Origin of the sequence: Shewanella colwelliana ATCC 39565, from assembly GCF_000518705.1 — a bacterium.
Taxonomy (GTDB): domain Bacteria; phylum Pseudomonadota; class Gammaproteobacteria; order Enterobacterales; family Shewanellaceae; genus Shewanella; species Shewanella colwelliana.
Genome location: NZ_JAEC01000012.1, coordinates 121,771 through 138,876, shown reverse-complemented (window position 1 = coordinate 138,876; position 17,106 = coordinate 121,771). Strand labels below are relative to the sequence as shown.

11 protein-coding genes are annotated in these 17,106 nt (G+C 47.4%); 7 read left to right on the top strand and 4 right to left on the bottom strand.

The window, feature by feature from the left end:
- Positions 1-40 precede the first annotated feature (40 nt).
- Positions 41-1,198: a membrane dipeptidase gene (locus L876_RS0107245; protein ID WP_028763191.1), complete on the top strand. Its 1,158-nt coding sequence runs from the start codon at positions 41-43 to the stop codon at positions 1,196-1,198.
- A 389-nt stretch (positions 1,199-1,587) separates the two neighbouring features.
- Here the strand turns inward: L876_RS0107245 and recJ are convergent, their stop codons facing one another.
- The 4 genes from recJ to brnQ all read right to left on the bottom strand — a co-directional run bounded on the left by recJ (position 1,588) and on the right by brnQ (position 6,957).
- On the bottom strand, positions 1,588-3,312 hold the full coding sequence (gene recJ, locus L876_RS0107240) for a single-stranded-DNA-specific exonuclease RecJ (protein ID WP_028763190.1): 1,725 nt from the start codon (positions 3,310-3,312) through the stop codon (positions 1,588-1,590).
- Positions 3,313-3,466: 154 nt separating this feature from the next.
- Positions 3,467-4,192: a bifunctional protein-disulfide isomerase/oxidoreductase DsbC gene (gene dsbC, locus L876_RS0107235; protein ID WP_028763189.1), complete on the bottom strand. Its 726-nt coding sequence runs from the start codon at positions 4,190-4,192 to the stop codon at positions 3,467-3,469.
- 121 nt (positions 4,193-4,313) lie between these two features.
- Positions 4,314-5,225 carry a site-specific tyrosine recombinase XerD gene (xerD, locus tag L876_RS0107230; protein ID WP_028763188.1) on the bottom strand — a complete coding sequence of 304 codons (912 nt, stop codon included), beginning with the start codon at positions 5,223-5,225 and terminating at the stop codon, positions 4,314-4,316.
- A 385-nt stretch (positions 5,226-5,610) separates the two neighbouring features.
- A complete protein-coding gene (gene brnQ / locus L876_RS0107225) occupies positions 5,611-6,957 on the bottom strand; it encodes a branched-chain amino acid transport system II carrier protein (protein ID WP_028763187.1) in 1,347 nt (448 codons plus the stop codon).
- 458 nt (positions 6,958-7,415) lie between these two features.
- On the opposite strand from brnQ, the gene L876_RS0107220 reads away from it, so the two are divergent.
- The 6 genes from L876_RS0107220 (at position 7,416) to L876_RS0107195 (ending at position 17,089) form a co-directional block, all read left to right on the top strand.
- On the top strand, positions 7,416-8,150 hold the full coding sequence (locus L876_RS0107220) for a tRNA1(Val) (adenine(37)-N6)-methyltransferase (RefSeq protein ID WP_028763186.1): 735 nt from the start codon (positions 7,416-7,418) through the stop codon (positions 8,148-8,150).
- Between the two features lie 110 nt (positions 8,151-8,260).
- Positions 8,261-9,490: an ATP-dependent RNA helicase SrmB gene (gene srmB / locus L876_RS0107215; protein WP_028763185.1), complete on the top strand. Its 1,230-nt coding sequence runs from the start codon at positions 8,261-8,263 to the stop codon at positions 9,488-9,490.
- A gap of 219 nt (positions 9,491-9,709) precedes the next feature.
- A complete protein-coding gene (locus L876_RS0107210; protein WP_028763184.1) occupies positions 9,710-10,924 on the top strand; it encodes an efflux RND transporter periplasmic adaptor subunit in 1,215 nt (404 codons plus the stop codon).
- Complete coding sequence (locus tag L876_RS21310) at positions 10,924-14,064, top strand: efflux RND transporter permease subunit (protein WP_037428160.1); 3,141 nt, start codon at positions 10,924-10,926, stop codon at positions 14,062-14,064. The genes L876_RS0107210 and L876_RS21310 overlap by 1 nt, the downstream gene beginning before the upstream one ends.
- 100 nt (positions 14,065-14,164) lie before the next feature.
- Complete coding sequence (locus tag L876_RS0107200; RefSeq protein ID WP_028763183.1) at positions 14,165-14,767, top strand: TatD family nuclease-associated radical SAM protein; 603 nt, start codon at positions 14,165-14,167, stop codon at positions 14,765-14,767.
- A 105-nt stretch (positions 14,768-14,872) separates the two neighbouring features.
- The gene (locus L876_RS0107195; RefSeq protein ID WP_028763182.1) at positions 14,873-17,089 is read left to right on the top strand and encodes a PAS domain-containing protein; all 2,217 of its coding nucleotides are present in this window, start codon (positions 14,873-14,875) and stop codon (positions 17,087-17,089) included.
- Positions 17,090-17,106: the final 17 nt, after the last annotated feature.

Below are 17,106 nucleotides of genomic sequence, written 5' to 3'. Positions count from 1 at the left end.
TGAACTTGCCGCGATAATAATAACAATCTAGGAGCGCTACATGGCCGTACAATCTCAACGACGTCATCTACTTAAAGCCTTGGCAGCTGGCGGCCTACTGACTCAGTTAGCGCCTCTCACGAGTTGGGCACAACTGAGCAGCCAACCACTTTACATCGACGGTCTCTCTTTTCTACCCGATGATCTCGCCGATCTCAGCGGCTCCAAACTCGATGCATACCTTTGTGATATCTCGGCCATTGAAGCCATTAAGCAGCCCGATGGTACCACCAACTATAAACGCACCTATAACGCCTGTGTCCAGAGCATAAGCGAAGCATTGACCCGAGTGAATGCCAACCCAGACAAACTGTTACTCGGTAAAAGTGGTCAAGATATTCAGCGCGCACAGGATAGTCAGCGAACGGCGGTATTTTTTCAAATTCAAGGCGCTGACTGCGTTGAGCAAAGCATAAATTCAGGTTTAGCCCAGGTCGATGAGTTTTATGACCGTGGTTTGCGCGTACTGCAACTTACCCATCACTATGGTAATAAATTCAGCGGCGGCGCACTGGATAATGACGGTACACAGGGACTGAACCTTCCGTTAACGCCAGCAGGCCAACAACTGATAGAAAAGCTGAATCAGAAAAAGATGTTAATTGATGTCAGTCACTCTAGCCCTCAATCGGCCCTCGAGACAGCTAGAGCGAGCAAGATGCCGATAGTACAGAGCCATGGTGCCGTGCGCGCCATCGTTAACCACGCCCGCTGCTCGCCCGATGAGGTAATTAAAGCCATCGGCGACACTGGCGGTTTGTTTGGCGTATTTATGATGACCTTCTGGCTCACTAACGATAAAATCCCGACCACAGAGCACTATATAGCGCACCTTAAGCATGTGGCCAATATCGGCGGTATCGACGCTGTTGCTATTGCCAACGACTACCCCCTACGCGGCCATGAAAATCTATTAAAGCTCGAGAATAATAATGCCGAAGGTGTTAAGCAGTATATCGAATGGTGGCACAGTCTACGCGCACGCGGTGTATTGGGCTTTGACAGTGAACCGCAGCATGTAATTATCCCTGAGCTAAATCATATCGATCGCATGGAGCGAATCGATAGCGCGTTATCAGCCGCCGGTTTTAGCAGTGGAGATCGCAGCAAGATCATGGGAGGCAATTGGCAACGAGTGTTAACGGAGGTATTAAGGTAAAACCTTTTTGTTACAAGGGCTATGAGTGCTCACACATCGCTAGCCAACGGTCACTTTAGCCTTTATGGTTATAAATTGCTTACAGCAAGCCACTCTGACACGTTACCTGCATCTCCATGTGATCTTTACCTCGGCATCCATGCCTCTCGCTCGTACGCACTAAGCTACGCTTCACTGACCGAGCTACAAGAGTGCTTACCCATTCAATCCTTGATTAACATCTAACCCATAGCGATATGGTAAATGTCAGCATGATATCGGCAATATCACTGTTTATGTGATCACGATATTGGTAGATACATCACCCCCGCAGGCTATTTATAAGTAGCCATGAAGGTTAGACCGGCAAACAAACCTAACCAGTAAGCCAGATGCTACCCCGCCGTCGCTCATCGAGGTTCTATCTGCTCCACCATCAATTGCAGGCTTTCATTCCCTCGGTACTCATTAATATCGAGCTTATATGCTACATGGGCAAATTGAATCGTAGCATCGGGCCAAGTTTTCAGGTCGACATTAAAGGCGATGGCGTCCACCATGGTTTGGCCACACTCGCTTTCCAGTACCAGTTTGAGATGACGCTCACCCACAATCCGTTGCTGTACTACGCGAAAGTAACCATCAAACAGTGGCTCGGCGAAATTTTGCCCCCATGGACCTGCATTGCGTAATTCTCGGGCAATATCCATGTTCAGCTGATGGGGCAATAACGCTCCATCACTCACTATCTCACCCGTTAGCTGCTCGGGCGCCAACAGATTTCGGACGGCTTCATCATACGCCGCAGCGAAGCGGTTAAACTCCCCCGCTCTTAACGACAGTCCCGCTGCCATGGCATGTCCACCAAACTTGATGATCATCCCAGGGTGTTTGGCATTGATAAGCTCCAGTAGGTCGCGCATATGCAACCCCTTAATAGAGCGTGCAGAGCCTTTTATCTCCCCTTCACTTGCTTCTGCAAAGGCAATAACTGGGCGATGATATTTATCTTTGATTCGTGAAGCGAGAATGCCTATCACCCCCTGATGCCAATCGCTTTGATAAAGTGCGATTCCCCAAGGTAAGTCTGACTCATCCAGTGCTAACGCTTCGAGGCTTTTTAGCGCTTCTTGCTGCATGTCGGCTTCTAAGTCGCGTCGTTCTGCGTTTAAACCATCCAGCTCGCTGGCCATGCGCCGTGCGTGCATGATGTCATCACACAACAAGGTTTCGACCCCTAGGGCCATCTCGTCTAGTCGGCCTGCGGCGTTGAGGCGTGGTCCCACCGCAAAGCCAAAGTCAGAGGCAACAATCCGTGCCGTGTTACGTTTAGCCACTTCTAGCAGCGCAGTGATACCCGGACGACAACGACCAGCACGCACTCGCTTAAGCCCCGCATCAACTAAGATGCGATTATTGGTATCGAGAGACACCACATCGGCCACAGTGCCCAGTGCGACAATATCTAATAAGCTGGCGAGGTTAGGCTCAGCAATACCCTGTTGCTGGTACCAGTTGCGTTGCCTTAGTTCAGCTCTGAGAGCCGACATCAAATAGAAAGCGACCCCAACACCAGCAATGGCTTTACTGGCAAAGCTACAACCCACCTGATTGGGATTAACAATGGCATCTGCCGCTGGCACGGTTTGACCTGGCAGGTGATGGTCGGTGATCACCACTGTCATGCCACGGGCTTTTGCCGCCGCGACACCTTCAATCGATGAAATACCATTATCGACGGTGATCAACAGCTCGGCACCTTTTTGGTGAGCCACATCGACAATTTCAGGACTTAGACCATAGCCATAATCAAAACGATTAGGGATAAGGTAGTCCACCTTTTGTGCGCCCATCATCCGCAGAGCAAGCAAACAAACACTGGTCGATGTGGCCCCATCGGCATCGAAATCCCCCATGATTAAGATAGCTCGGTTGGCAGCAATAGCATCTGCAACAATCGCTGCGGCAACATCAACATCCTTCATGGTATTGGGGCGCAACAAGTTAGCAAGCGCCAACTCGCAATCTGTATCACTACAACCTCGACTCGCATACACCTGTTTTAATATTGGAGAGAGGTGTGCAGGAAGGTGACTATCATCTACTGCCGGACGGCGAACTATCTTATGGATCACAACATCAATAACCTAAGCATACATGGTCAGCTAGCATAACAAAGCTCAGTGAATAACACAGTAACCGCATTGAGTTTTGTTGCACATCACCATTGAACAGACACAAAAAAGGTGAGCCTTGGCTCACCTCTTAACTCAATAGCAATCACGGCTATTAGTTGCGCTCTAACACTTGTAAAAGCTGTGCTGGCGGCTGATAGCCTGGGATCATGGTGCCATCTTCTAAGATGATAGCTGGCGTACCATTTACACCGAGTGTTTGCCCTAAGCTGTACTGCTGAGCAATTTTTGCATCACACTTGGCCAGCGGCACACTTTTACCACCTTTTGCATCATCCATTGCTTGCAGTGGGTCGGCAGCACACCATACCGCTTCCATCTCGTTAGCATTTTTAGACGGCACACCTTGGCGTGGGAACGCTAAATAACGCACTGTGATGCCTAAATCGTTATACTCGGCCATCTCGTTATGCAGTTTACGGCAGTAGCCACAGGTGATGTCAGTAAACACGGTAACGACATGTTTCTCATCTTTAGCCTTATAGACCAACATATTCTTCTCAAAAGGCTTAATCATCTCAATACGAGGGCCAGCCAACGCAGCCTCGGTTAAGTTTTTCATGCCTTTATCTAGATCATATAAATTACCATGGAACAACTTAGAACCATCTTGTGAGATATAAAGCACACCGCGATCTGTAATGGCTTCATATAGCCCAGGCACTGGTGATGGGGTAAGGCTTTGCACTTCTACACTTAATGTCTCAGACAATTTTTGTTTAAGTTGGGCACTATTATCAACGGCACTATTTGATGCAGCTAGCACAAATGGCGCTGCAACAAGCGTGCATAGCAAGGTAAGGGCTCGGGTAAAGTTCATTAGAATTCCTGTACTGTATTTGGACTACAACCATTAAACCAAACGAGGTCATGTTTATAAGACCCGACTAAGGGCTGAAAAGTTACATGGACATCGCTTTGAAAGCAAATTATTCGGTTTTTTAACCCCTTGGATGGTGATCTTGATGCAATTTAGCCAATCTCGCCTTGGCTACATGGGTGTATATTTGGGTGGTCGATAAATCACTGTGGCCTAATAGTAGCTGTACCACACGCAGATCTGCGCCATGATTAAGAAGGTGGGTAGCAAAAGCATGACGTAATGTGTGAGGTGAAAGATGCACAGCGATACCCGCTCGTAACGCATAATGCTTTATTCGATGCCAAAATGTTTGCCGTGTCATCATGGTGCCGCGCTTAGATGGAAACACCACGTCACTCACTTTGCCCTTAAGAAGTTCAGCACGCGCTCCCGCTAGATAGTGCTCAATCTCCTGCACGGCGAGTTCGCCCAATGGCACTAAGCGCTCTTTACTACCCTTACCGACGATCCGCACTAATCCTTGTCGCAAGCTCATCTGTTCCATAGTCAAGCCAACCAGTTCAGACACGCGTAATCCACTGGCATAAAGCAGTTCTAGCATGGCTCGATCGCGACACTCTAACGGATCCTCGGCATTAGGTTCATTGAGCAACCGATCAACATCGGCCTCACTTAAGGAGTCTGGTAGCTTACGTGCCAGTTTGGGGGGCTTGATCATTGCTAGCGGATCTAACTCAATACGTTTTTGCACTACCAGGTATCGATAGAAGCGCCGTAAACTGCTTACCAACCTTGCACTGCTGCTTTTCTCAAAGCCCTTTTCAAAGCGTTGGCTCAGATAGTCACGCACTAATATCTGGTCAACATCCAGCAGGGCCAGTTGTTTAGCCTGAACAAACTTATCAAATATGCACAGATCGCTACGATAAGCCTGCAAAGTATTATCGCTAAGCCCCTTGCTGGACCAAAGGTCATCAAGAAAAGCTTCAATCAATGGATCTTGCTGATAGCGATTTATGGATGCGGTCACGCAAACTCCTTAAAAAACGATTTTATACTAATCAGTATAAGAAAGTGATCGACTTAGCGTGTTCATTAACAACGAATTTAAGGTGGATAGATGATGAAATACTTGCTCCCTTGAGAAGCCATTCAACGCAGTAGTCGACAGGAAAAAAGCGCCTTAAAGACGTTTTTAGCACATCCGATGCCGTGTTAACGAGTTTGCCCCGAGAAACAAGTATGCTCTTCGCTCATTGCAATCAACATGAGTAAAGTGAAGGCCCTTAATGCAGGAGCAATTAAGGGCCGTGCCTCACAAGCGCTAAGCTCTTACTGAGCAATCACACCTTTATACTGCTGGGTATTAGCCATATAGCCAACACCGTTATCTTACGCTATCGCAATCATAGAGTTCAATTAAGCACGGCTTCAGGTTTGGCTGAGCGCTTGCTCATCAAGCACAATAATATCGTCACACCAGTTGGCAGTAGCCACGCCATGCCTTCGTTGTGCAATGGCATAAAGTTAAAGATGCTCATATCAACACCCGCAGCTTTAAGGCCGTCGATAATACCGAAGAACAAGGCAACACTTAATACCGCACGATGAGCAAATTCAGGCTGGTTGAAACGCTCAGTAAGATAGGTCACGGCAACCAATGCAATCGCCACAGGATAGATGGTGACCAATACAGGAATACTGATACTAATCAATTGTGCTAGGCCAACATTGGCCACAGTTGCACAAGTAATGCTCATCACGACCACAAGCAAACGATAAGACAGCTTCGGCATCAGCTCATTGAAATACTCAGCACAGGCCGACACCAAACCGACCACAGTCGTTAAACACGCTAAGGTCACCACGGCTGCCAGTAGCACTTGACCTAAGCCGCCAAACTGATGATTAACATAGTTGGTTAAGATGATACCGCCATTGTCAGCACCTACCGCTAAATCACCGGCTGTCGCACCAAGATAAAACAGAGAAATATAAACAAATGCCAAACCGCCAGCCGCAATAAAGGCTGCGCGGACTAAATATTTGGTTTGCTCCTTAGGCGCATCAATCCCTTTTTTGCGTAAGATGTCGATGATCAACATACCAAAGATTAGCGACACCAAGGTATCCATGGTGTTGTAACCTTCTAAAATGCCCTTAGTCAGCGGATTAGACTGATAATCACCAACAGCTTGACTCACCTCAGCACCGGGTAACACGATGACAGCGCCAGCCAGTCCCATTAGTAATAGAAGCATTATCGGTGTAAGCACTTTGCCCACACTGTCGAGCAATTTACCTGGAAATAGAGACAACAACATCGCGATACCAAAGAAGATAGTGGTATACAGGAGTTGAGAGCTATTGAGTACTATGCCTGCAAACTCGAAGGTTGCACTGCTATCTGCGATAAATGGCTTATAACCCATTTCATAGGCGACAAGGCCAGCGCGTGGCGCAGCGAAAGCGGGACCAATGATAATATAGATAGCAATCGCCAGTGCAGTGGCAGCAAATGCAGGCAGTAGCCCCATCACTTTACCGTTGGCTTTTGCCACCGCAATCAAGGTAATTAGCGGGAGTGTCACCGCCGTCACGAGGAATCCTATCATCGCAAGCGTCATGTTCTCACCCGCAAGATATCCTGCTAGCGGTGGGAAAATTAGGTTTCCTGCCCCTAAGAAAAAAGCAAAGGTCATAAAACCTAAGCCTAATGTATCGGTCAAACTCATTTTATTATTTTGCACACAACGCCCCATTAATCTGCTTTTTTATAATGATCTCAATCGCTTCTCAAAACACTCTGACAATTATCGCGATATTCAAAGCGTGTAAACCTTTAATTACACGACGACTTGGTAAGTCTAGCCTATGGTTGGCTACTTCTTGAACTACAGCAGGATTAACTGACGCTAAAAATGCATTCAAACTGGCTTACCTGACTCAACCTTAGGCGTTAATGCCTAAAGTGAGGGCATACTATTAGCAAAATCCCTAACGATTAACAAGCAAGCGCCCCCTATCTAGCGCAATTAAGATCAAGGCTTTAACATCTGTAGAACCCGACGGTTTCATCCATTACATCTGACAACATTTATCGGTAGCGGTATCTGTTAATAAAGCGTGCTCAATAAGCATAAAATACGTGTCGCTTTGGCCGCACAGTCACAATGCGGTACAATAGCCAGCAACCATGCCGCTTACTCTTGCCCTCACCATGCCATTTACCTTTAAGCAGTTTCATATCGATGACTCACATTGCGGCATGCCCGTCAGTACCGACGGCGTACTGCTCGGCGCATGGGCTCCCTTGTCGCAGGCACAGCAAATTCTGGATATTGGTACAGGCAGTGGTTTGCTCGCCCTCATGGCTGCACAGCGAAGTCATGGCGTCATCACTGCCATTGAGATTGATGCCAACGCAGCGATAGATTGTCGACGTAACTTTGCCGCATCAGATTGGGCCGCACGTCTTACCCTGATTAATAGTGATATAAGACAGTGGATCGATGCCACGACTAGCCCGTTACCGCAGTTTGACCATATCATCTGCAACCCGCCCTACTTTGAGGCTGGCCCACTCTCTCAGTGCGATCGGCGTGCACAGGCGCGGCACACTCATCGTTTAGATTTTGCTCAATTACTCAATGCTATCCGTCAGCTACTCAGCTCTGAGGGCAACGCCAGCATTATCTTGCCGCAAGCAAGCTTTGCAGGCTTTAGTGCACAGCTTGCTCAGGCGCAATTGGCTATCATCGAGCAGGTTGATGTCTCGAGCGTTACCGGTAAAGCAGCCCACCGACATCTATTACGCCTTGGTCATCTAGCTGCGTTAAGTGACGCCAAAGACACTAACACCAAAAGCACTACGCAGCTTACAATTAGAGATAAAAATGGCGCCTATACACCGGAGATGGTCGCCTTGACACAGGCCTTTTACCTGAAGCTTTAATCTGGTTGCGCCATGTTTGCGATTAAATCTGCTCCCCTTCCCTATAGTCATCGCACTCACTCCACTTTTGGGTGTATAATGCCGCGCTATTATTTATTGAGACGCTGCGCATGCAATTTGAAGACTTCCACCTTGACGACCAATTACTTCAGTCGCTCAAGGCGATGGGCCATGATACGCCCACCACAATTCAGCAACAGACAATTCCCTTAGCACTCGACCAACAAGATATTATGGCTCGAGCGCCAACAGGAACCGGTAAAACGGCAAGTTTTCTGCTGCCTGCGCTGCAACATCTTATCGATTTTCCACGTCGCTTCTCGGGTCAGGCTCGAGTACTGATTTTGACGCCAACCCGTGAACTAGCCAGTCAGGTTCATCGCTATGCCTCTCACTTGGCCACGGATCTTGATTTAGATATCGCGATCATTACAGGTGGTGTGCCTTATGCACCTCAAGAGAAAGCCTTGGCAGAGAACGTCGATATATTAGTCGCGACTCCAGGTCGTCTCATGGAGTATCTCGATAAAGGCCAATTCGACGCGCAGTCGGTTGAAGTGTTAGTCATAGATGAAGCCGACCGTATGCTTGATATGGGCTTTGCGTCGGTAGTTCAAGCTATCGCCATTGAAGCACAAGGTCGCAAGCAGAATATGCTGTTTTCAGCCACCCTTGAAGGCGGCGGTGTAAGTCGCTTTGCGCAAATGCTACTGTCTGATCCGGTGACCATCGAAACAAAACCGCCCCGCAGCGAAAAAGCCAAGATCCACCAATGGATCCATCTTGCTGATGATAAAGACCATAAGTTTGCCTTGCTATGCAGCATTCTAAACCGTGAAGACGTTACCCGAGCCATTGTTTTCGTTAAAACACGTGAAGTAGTTGCCAGTCTCGATGGCCAGTTACAACGTGCGGGCATCAACTGCGCCTTTATGCGTGGCGATATGGAGCAGAAAGCTCGCTTCCAAGCCCTAGGACGTTTCACTAAAGGCGAAGTGAAAATTTTGCTGGCGACCGATGTTGCCGCACGAGGTATCGATGTCGATGATATCAGTCATGTGATTAACTTCGATATGCCGCGTTCGGCCGACACCTATGTCCACCGTATTGGTCGTACTGGTCGTGCAGGGAATAAAGGCACCGCGATCTCATTGGCCGAAGCACACGATATGCGTATTGTGGCCAAAATCGAACGCTATATCGAACAGCCGCTTAAGCGTCGTATCATTGAAGAGTTGCGCCCTAAACATAAAGAAGCCCGCCCGCCAGGGAAGAAAAAAACAAAAACCACTGATAAAAAAGTGAATAAGAAATACAAAGCTAGCAAGAAGAAAAAGTAGTCTTGTAGCCAAAAAACTAAGCCGCGCAAAGCGGCTTATTTTTTACCCAGCTGTAACATCTTACACTAGGCATTCGCCGACTCCGTTTGAATATCAATGTGTTAATATTTCTATATGTTTCAGCAATTGATACATTTTATTTACAAAAAAGCATTTATCGACCCGCTAACCTCTGGTAATTTATAGAGCAAGCAGTTCAGCACGGAATAGCAGAAGTCGATGATTAAAATAATTCTAAGAAGAGTTCTCCCCCCAATTTTCATCCTAGTAGTCTTTATCGGCTTGGCCGGACTGCTGATGAGTACCCAAGAAGCCCCTGAGCAAAAAGCAGATGAAGTGCCAGTCCCGATTGTGGATGTCACCACCGTCACTCAGCAAACGGTGTCGCTCAATCTCCCCTCTTATGGCGTGGTCACTCCCAAAAATAAAACACAACTAGTCACCGAGGTTCAAGGACGCATGTTAGCGATATCCGACAGTTTTGTGGCTGGGGGCGTTGTTAAGCGTGGCGATAAGTTAGCCGAAATTGAACCCTCAGATTATGAAGCCGACCTGATGCAGGCTCAAGCCTCGTTAGCGCAAGCTAAAGCCTTGTTGGAAGAGGAAGTTGCCCGCGGTGAAGTGGCTAAAAATGATTGGCAAGGCTACGACGGAGGCATGCCACCAGAGCTTGGTTTACGTCTTCCACAACTGAAAAAAGAGCAAGCTAATGTCAAGTTTGCTGAGGCCGCTATGGCCCGCGCACAACGTAATTTAGAACGCACCATTATTAGGGCACCTTTCGATGGCATCATCAAAGCTAGAAACGTCGACTTAGGCCAGTATGTAAGCTTAGGCACTAACCTAGGTGAACTTTATGACACCCGAGTTGCTGAAATCCGCTTACCCTTAGCCAACGGCGAACTCGCCTATTTGGAGTCAGTCGATAACCCAGATACCGAAGTCACCTTGAGTGCGCAGCTCGCAGGACGAACAGTTAGTTGGACAGGAAAAATCATCCGCAGTGAAGGGGTAATTGATGCCGAAAATCGTATGGTCTACCTAGTCGCAGAAATTAAAGATCCCTACCTGAGAGACAATAAGCAAGAGGGTGAACTGCCGCTTAAATATGGCAGTTTTGTCACCGCAGTCATTAAAGGTCGGACCGTAGATGGCATCGTTAAGTTGCCACGCCATATTGTTCGCGACGGCCAAGTCGCAGTCGTCACCGCTGACAATACCTTAGAGATGCGTAATGTGAACGTTGTTCGCACCGATATCGAGAATGTCTACATTAAAGATAGCCTTATTGATGGCGAGCGTATCTCCCTCACCAACATCAATAACATGGCTACTGGCCAACTAGTCAAAGTCATTGGTGAAGATGCGCTACCCGAAAGCTCTAACGAAGACGCTGACGACACACCAACCTTGGTTGCAGTAGGTGATCAATAATGGATAGCAACAAGGGAATTATTGCCTGGTTTGCCCGCAATAGCGTGGCCGCCAACCTATTGATGGTCGTGCTGCTCATTGGTGGCCTATTCAGTACAGTACTAATTAACAAAGAGGTATTCCCTACCTTCGAGCTCAACTATCTGCAGATATCCGTCGCCTACCCTGGTGCTGCGCCGCAGGAGATTGAAGAGGGGATCAATATCAAGATCGAAGAGTCGATCCAAGATATTAGCGGCATAAAAAAGGTCACCTCTGTTGCCAGTGAAGGCTTTGGTAATGTCACCATCGAAGTGGAGGATGGCTTCGATGCCCAAGATATTCTTGATGAAGCTAAACTGCGCATCGATGCCATATCGACATCTCCTGAGAATATTGAAAAGCCCAATATATTCCGTATCAAACCAGAAAATAATGTTATTTGGATCTCTGTCTACGGCGACATGAGCCTGCATCAAATGAAGGAGCTGGCCAAAAATATTCGTGAAGAGGTCACCGCCCTACCTGCGATTACCCGCGCTCAGGTTACCGGTGTACGTGAGTATGAGATCAGTATTGAGCTATCAGAAGATAAGCTACGAGAGTACGGCTTAAGCTTTGCCCAAGTGGCTGGTGCTGTGCGTAACTCCTCTATCGACCTGCCTGGCGGTTCGATTCGCGCCCAAGATGGCGACATATTGCTGCGTACTAAAGGCCAAGCCTATACGGGTGAAGACTTTGCCAAGATTGTAGTGAGCACACGTCCAGATGGTAGCAGGGTGATGTTGCCGCAAGTGGCAACTATCCGTGATGACTTTGAAGAGCGTTTAGAGTACACCCGCTTTAATGGTAAACCGGCAGCGATTATCGAGGTGCTCAGCGTCGACGATCAAAATGCACTAGACATCTCTTCACAAGTAAAAAGCTATATCGAAGAACGCCGAGCTACCCTGCCCGCCAATGCCGAGTTAGATACCTGGGGAGATTTAACCCATTATCTCAAAGGCCGCCTTAATATGATGTTGTCTAACATGTTATATGGTGCTTTGTTGGTATTTATTATCTTGGCGCTGTTTTTAGAACTCAAGCTGGCATTTTGGGTCATGATGGGGCTACCCGTCTGTTTCCTTGGCGCTATGTTACTGATGCCACTGGAACCCTTCTCACTGTCAATCAACATGTTGACGCTATTTGCCTTTATTCTGGTGCTGGGGATCGTGGTGGACGATGCCATTGTTATTGGGGAAAGCGCCTATACCGAAATAGAAAAACATGGCCACTCCATCGACAATGTGGTTAAAGGAGCACAGAAAGTCGCTATGCCCGCGACCTTTGGGGTATTGACCACCATAGCCGCCTTTATGCCCATGCTCATGGTTTCCGGCCCCATGGCAATTATCTGGAAATCCATTGGTTTAGTGGTGATTCTCTGTTTAGCCTTCTCATTGGTAGAGTCGAAACTGATTTTACCGGCGCATCTTGCGCACATGAAACCCAAGCGTCACAACCCGAACCCCAATATGTTTGTGCGCTTTAAAGTTGCCCTTAACAACAAGGTGCAGCATTTTATTCATCACAACTATCGTCACTTTATAAAGCGCTGTATTACCCAACGCTATAATGTTGTAGCCGCTTTTGTCGGTGTACTGATCCTCTCTATCGCCTTAGTGGCAAGTGGTAAAGTGCGCTGGGTATTCTTCCCTGATATCCCCTCTGACTTTATTCAAGTGCGACTCGATATGGATGTGGGCAGTTCTGAGGCCAACACCTTAAAAGTGGTCAAAGAGATTGAGAATGCGCTCTACACCATGAACGATAAAATGGAAGATGAGTATGGCTACCCAGTGGTCAAACATAGCTTTATCAATATGAGCTCACGCACCTCAGCCTTTATCTTTGCCGAATTAACTAAAGGTGAAGACAGAGATGTAGATGGTGTCACTATAGCCAGCGCATGGCGTGAGGCACTACCCGAACTGATTTCAGTTAAGAAACTGAACATCAACGCCAGTACCAACGATGCAGGCGGTGATATCTCCTTTAGACTGACCTCAAGCGATCTAGAGCAACTGTCGTTAGCCGCTAATGAGCTTAAACAGAAGCTACGCACCTATGAAGGGGTGTACGATATTGCCGATAACTACTCATCAGGAAGCCATGAAATTCGTTTAAGCATCAAACCAGAAGCTGAAGCCCTTGGCTTAACCCTCTCAGATCTTGCTAGCCAAGTACGTTACGGTTTCTATGGCTACGAAGCTCAAAGGATCTTGCGTAATAAAGAAGAAGTGAAGGTCATGGTGCGTTACCCGCTAGAGCAGCGACGCACAGTGGGACATCTCGAAAACATGATGATCCGAACTCCACAAGGTATCTCAGTGCCCTTCTCTAGCGTGGCAGCAATTGAGCTCGGTGACTCCTACTCTTCAATTACTCGTGTCGATAACCGCCGTGCTATTACCGTAACCGCCAACGCCAACAAAAATATTGTTGAACCGTCAAAAGTGGTTGGCGAGATTCAAAAGGATTTCCTGCCCTACTTAGAGGGTAAATATCCGCACATCTCTACCGCATTAGATGGTGGCAGTGCCGATGAAGCCAGTGCATTAGTTGGCTTATTACAGGGCTTCTTCTTTGCCATGTTTACCATCTATGCCTTGATGGCCATACCGTTAAAATCCTACAGCCAACCATTGATCATTATGTCAGTGATCCCTTTTGGTATCATCGGCGCACTATTTGGCCACTTTATTCTCGGGCTCTCTATGAGCGTCTTAAGCCTATGCGGTATTGTGGCGCTTGCGGGCGTGGTGGTGAATGACTCATTGATTTTGGTCGACTTTGTTAACCGAGCAAGAAGCCAAGGTCTACCGATAGTGGAAGCCGCTATCGATGCGGGTTGCTACCGGTTTAGAGCGATTATCTTAACGTCGATGACCACCTTCGTTGGCTTAGTACCCATTATTTTAGAGCGTAGCTTACAGGCACAAATTGTGATCCCCATGGCGACCTCACTCGCTTTTGGTATCCTGTTCTCGACTGTGGTAACCCTGATTTTGGTGCCTATTCTCTATATCATTCTCGATGATATCAGAAGAAGCCTAAGGCGTTTGTTTAACTGGTGGTGGCAACCTAAGCCTCACCCAGCCGATGAGACCAATTAATCAGATTTAGGGAGGCAATGCCTCCCTTTTTGATCAGCCCAACATTTTGCAAAAACAAAACAGGTTACACTCAACGTATCCTCACTTTCACTGATATGCCATGACCGCTTCCACTCTTGTCTACGACATACGTAACAGCCGCTACCTCAATATCACTGGGCGCTGCACCTTACGTTGCCAATTTTGTCCAAAACATAATGGCAGTAAGCAGGTGCATGAGTATCAACTCGCCTTGGACCATCAACCTACAGCTACCGAGATCATCCCTCTATTGGGCGATGTAAGTCAGTTTGATGAGTATGTGTTCTGTGGCTATGGTGAACCGACTTTAAATCTAAAGACCTTAATTGAGGTCGCTACTGAGATAAAACGCTTGGGAGGGAGAGTCAGGGTTAATACCGATGGGCTGGGCAATCTGTTCCATCGCCGCAATATACTGCCAGAATTGGCCAACATTGTTGATGCCCTATCTATATCACTCAATGCAGACACAGAAGCGACCTATCTTCGCCACTGCAAACCCAAACTCAAAGGTGCGTACCAAGCGGTTAATGACTTTATTAAGCTCGCTCCTCACTATATAGCCAGTGTACAAGTTTCTGCCATTAATGGCCTCGAAGGCGTCGACATCAAACGTTGTGAGCAGATAGTGCTGGATGCCAACGCCCAATTTAAACCCCGCCAACTCGGAATTGTTGGCTGACCTTAGCTGATTTAGAGCAGTCGTTAGCAAGATGTAACCCCCTGTGTTTAGTCACTAGATTCATGCTAACATAGGCGACAAATTCTCTGGGTGTTCTCAATCTTAATGCTGATGCAAAAACTACCACTTTTGATCTCGACTCAAGGACTGCATTGGTCGACGCAACGCATTTTCTCCGTGGCGACGCAGATCATTATTTTGCTGATCAGTGTGATTCTTATGACCAATGTCATCATCACCTTAGGTGAACGACGTCTACAGGAAGACTGGGCCACGCAGCGCTACAGTGAGCTACAATCTGTTGGCACCTTGATTGCTGACAAAGTTGGTTTCCAGCAGTTTAGAACCCAGATGTTTGCCAATTCAGAGTTGCTCAAGCGTTACCTGACTATCCCAAGCGAAGTCAGGCAAGCCAAACTGCAACAAAACTGGAACGTCATGACCAGTAATATCCCAGAGCTGCTGGATATCGCCCTGTTTGACCCGCAAGGTAAATATAAATTCTCTACCACTAATGATTTCAGCCGTGAGCCTTTACCCCCAGCACTACTGGGAGGTGCACGCAACATGGGGGGAAATGAGGTCTATACCTCTCCACTCGAATTTACCCCTATTGCCGGCAAGCTAGAACCTTACCTCTATCAGCTAGCTTGGTTAGAAAATCCCGACCAAACGGTGCGTGGCTATCTGGTCAGTTACCAGTCAATGGCACGGATGTTGAAAAGTATTAAACCTGCTTATTCCAGTGCAGAGTCACCGCTATTAATGCTAGATACACAAGGCTTAATCTATGCTGGCGCCGAGTCTCGCCCAACCATTAATCGTATTCCAGACACCATGGGCGGTAGCCTTAGACAAACCTACCCAGCTCTGTGGCGCAAAATGTCGACCAGTAACTTTGGGCAGTTTCATGGTGATGACGCCACATTTGTTTACCTCAAAATCGAGCTAACGACCCAGTATGAAACGCGCCGCGAATATTACTTGGTCTCCTACGTACGTAACGACGCCATTGCAGATAATTTCTCACAGTGGCGCAACATTCTAATTTTCGGGGCCGTGGTATTAACCCTATTAGCACTTAGTCTTATTTTACTCAGCCACTCATACCGGATTGGACAGCGCTCTCGCGCATACAGCATTCAGCTGGCTAACCGCCTATTTCACCAAGATATTGGCTGCATAATCGTCAACGATAACAATCGAGTTATCACCGCCAACGATCAGGCGGCTAGACTACTCGCGATGCCAATAGATGAACTATCAGATAGAAATTTACAACGCATACTGCAATTTGAAGACGATCAATATGCCGCCATCATGACCCAGCTAGAAACCGACAAGCGCTGGCAAGATGAAGTCGATTTTGAAAACCTATCAGGCACCTCTCTAAGGGTCACCATTACTGGCGCCCCGCGTACACCCAAAGAGAGCAAATACCTGTTAGTGACCTTTGAAGATGTTACGGAGTTAAAGCAGATACAGCATCAATCGAATTTAAATAGACTGCTTAACGACAGCTCTGTGGCCTGCGCCTTAGTGCAAGCCAACGGTGATCTGGAACTGGTCAATGAAGCATTCATGCAACTAGTCTCTATTCATGATATTGCGGGTAAAAACCTGACAGAGCTACTTAACAACGACTTGAGTTCACAGTGGTCTCGGATCACGCAACAGATCATGCTACAAGGCAGCTGGAAGGGACAAATTTTATGTGACCCTAACAGCAATGAAAACACCTGCTTACAAGCCACACTCAAAGGGCATTTAGACGCTGCGGGTGATATTGAGCATATCGTCTGCACCCTAGAGCAAGCCCAAAAGCGAGCTTTACTGCAAGATAGAGGCGACTTCATTCCCCACCGTAGCACTATCTTAGTCAATCTTAGAGACTTAGATGATTACTTTAAGTCCTTGAGCGATAAGAGCCGCGATAGCTCTAGTTTGCTGCTAATGGATATCACCGCTGAGAGTATGTTGAGCCATATGAGTGATATTGGCCAACTAGAGAGTCGCCAAAAAGAGGTCGAGATCCATATTCTTAAATCGCTACCAGTAGGTTATCAGATGTCACACTGGCAACTGGGTAAGCTGATTGTTATCTTGCCCGACACCAGCTCAGACAACGCTCACCATTTTGCGGTTAAGACACTAGGTAGCCTCAATGAGATCGGTTTAGGTGCAGGTATCTGCATGGGGATTGCCAGTTACCAGCCAAGGCAAAACCTTGAACAATACTTAAGTAACGCCGAAATAGCACTTAAACGTGCCAAACAGATAGGTGAACAAAATATCTGCCAAGCCTATACTCGGCAGCCCTAAGCAAACAGATTAAAGCG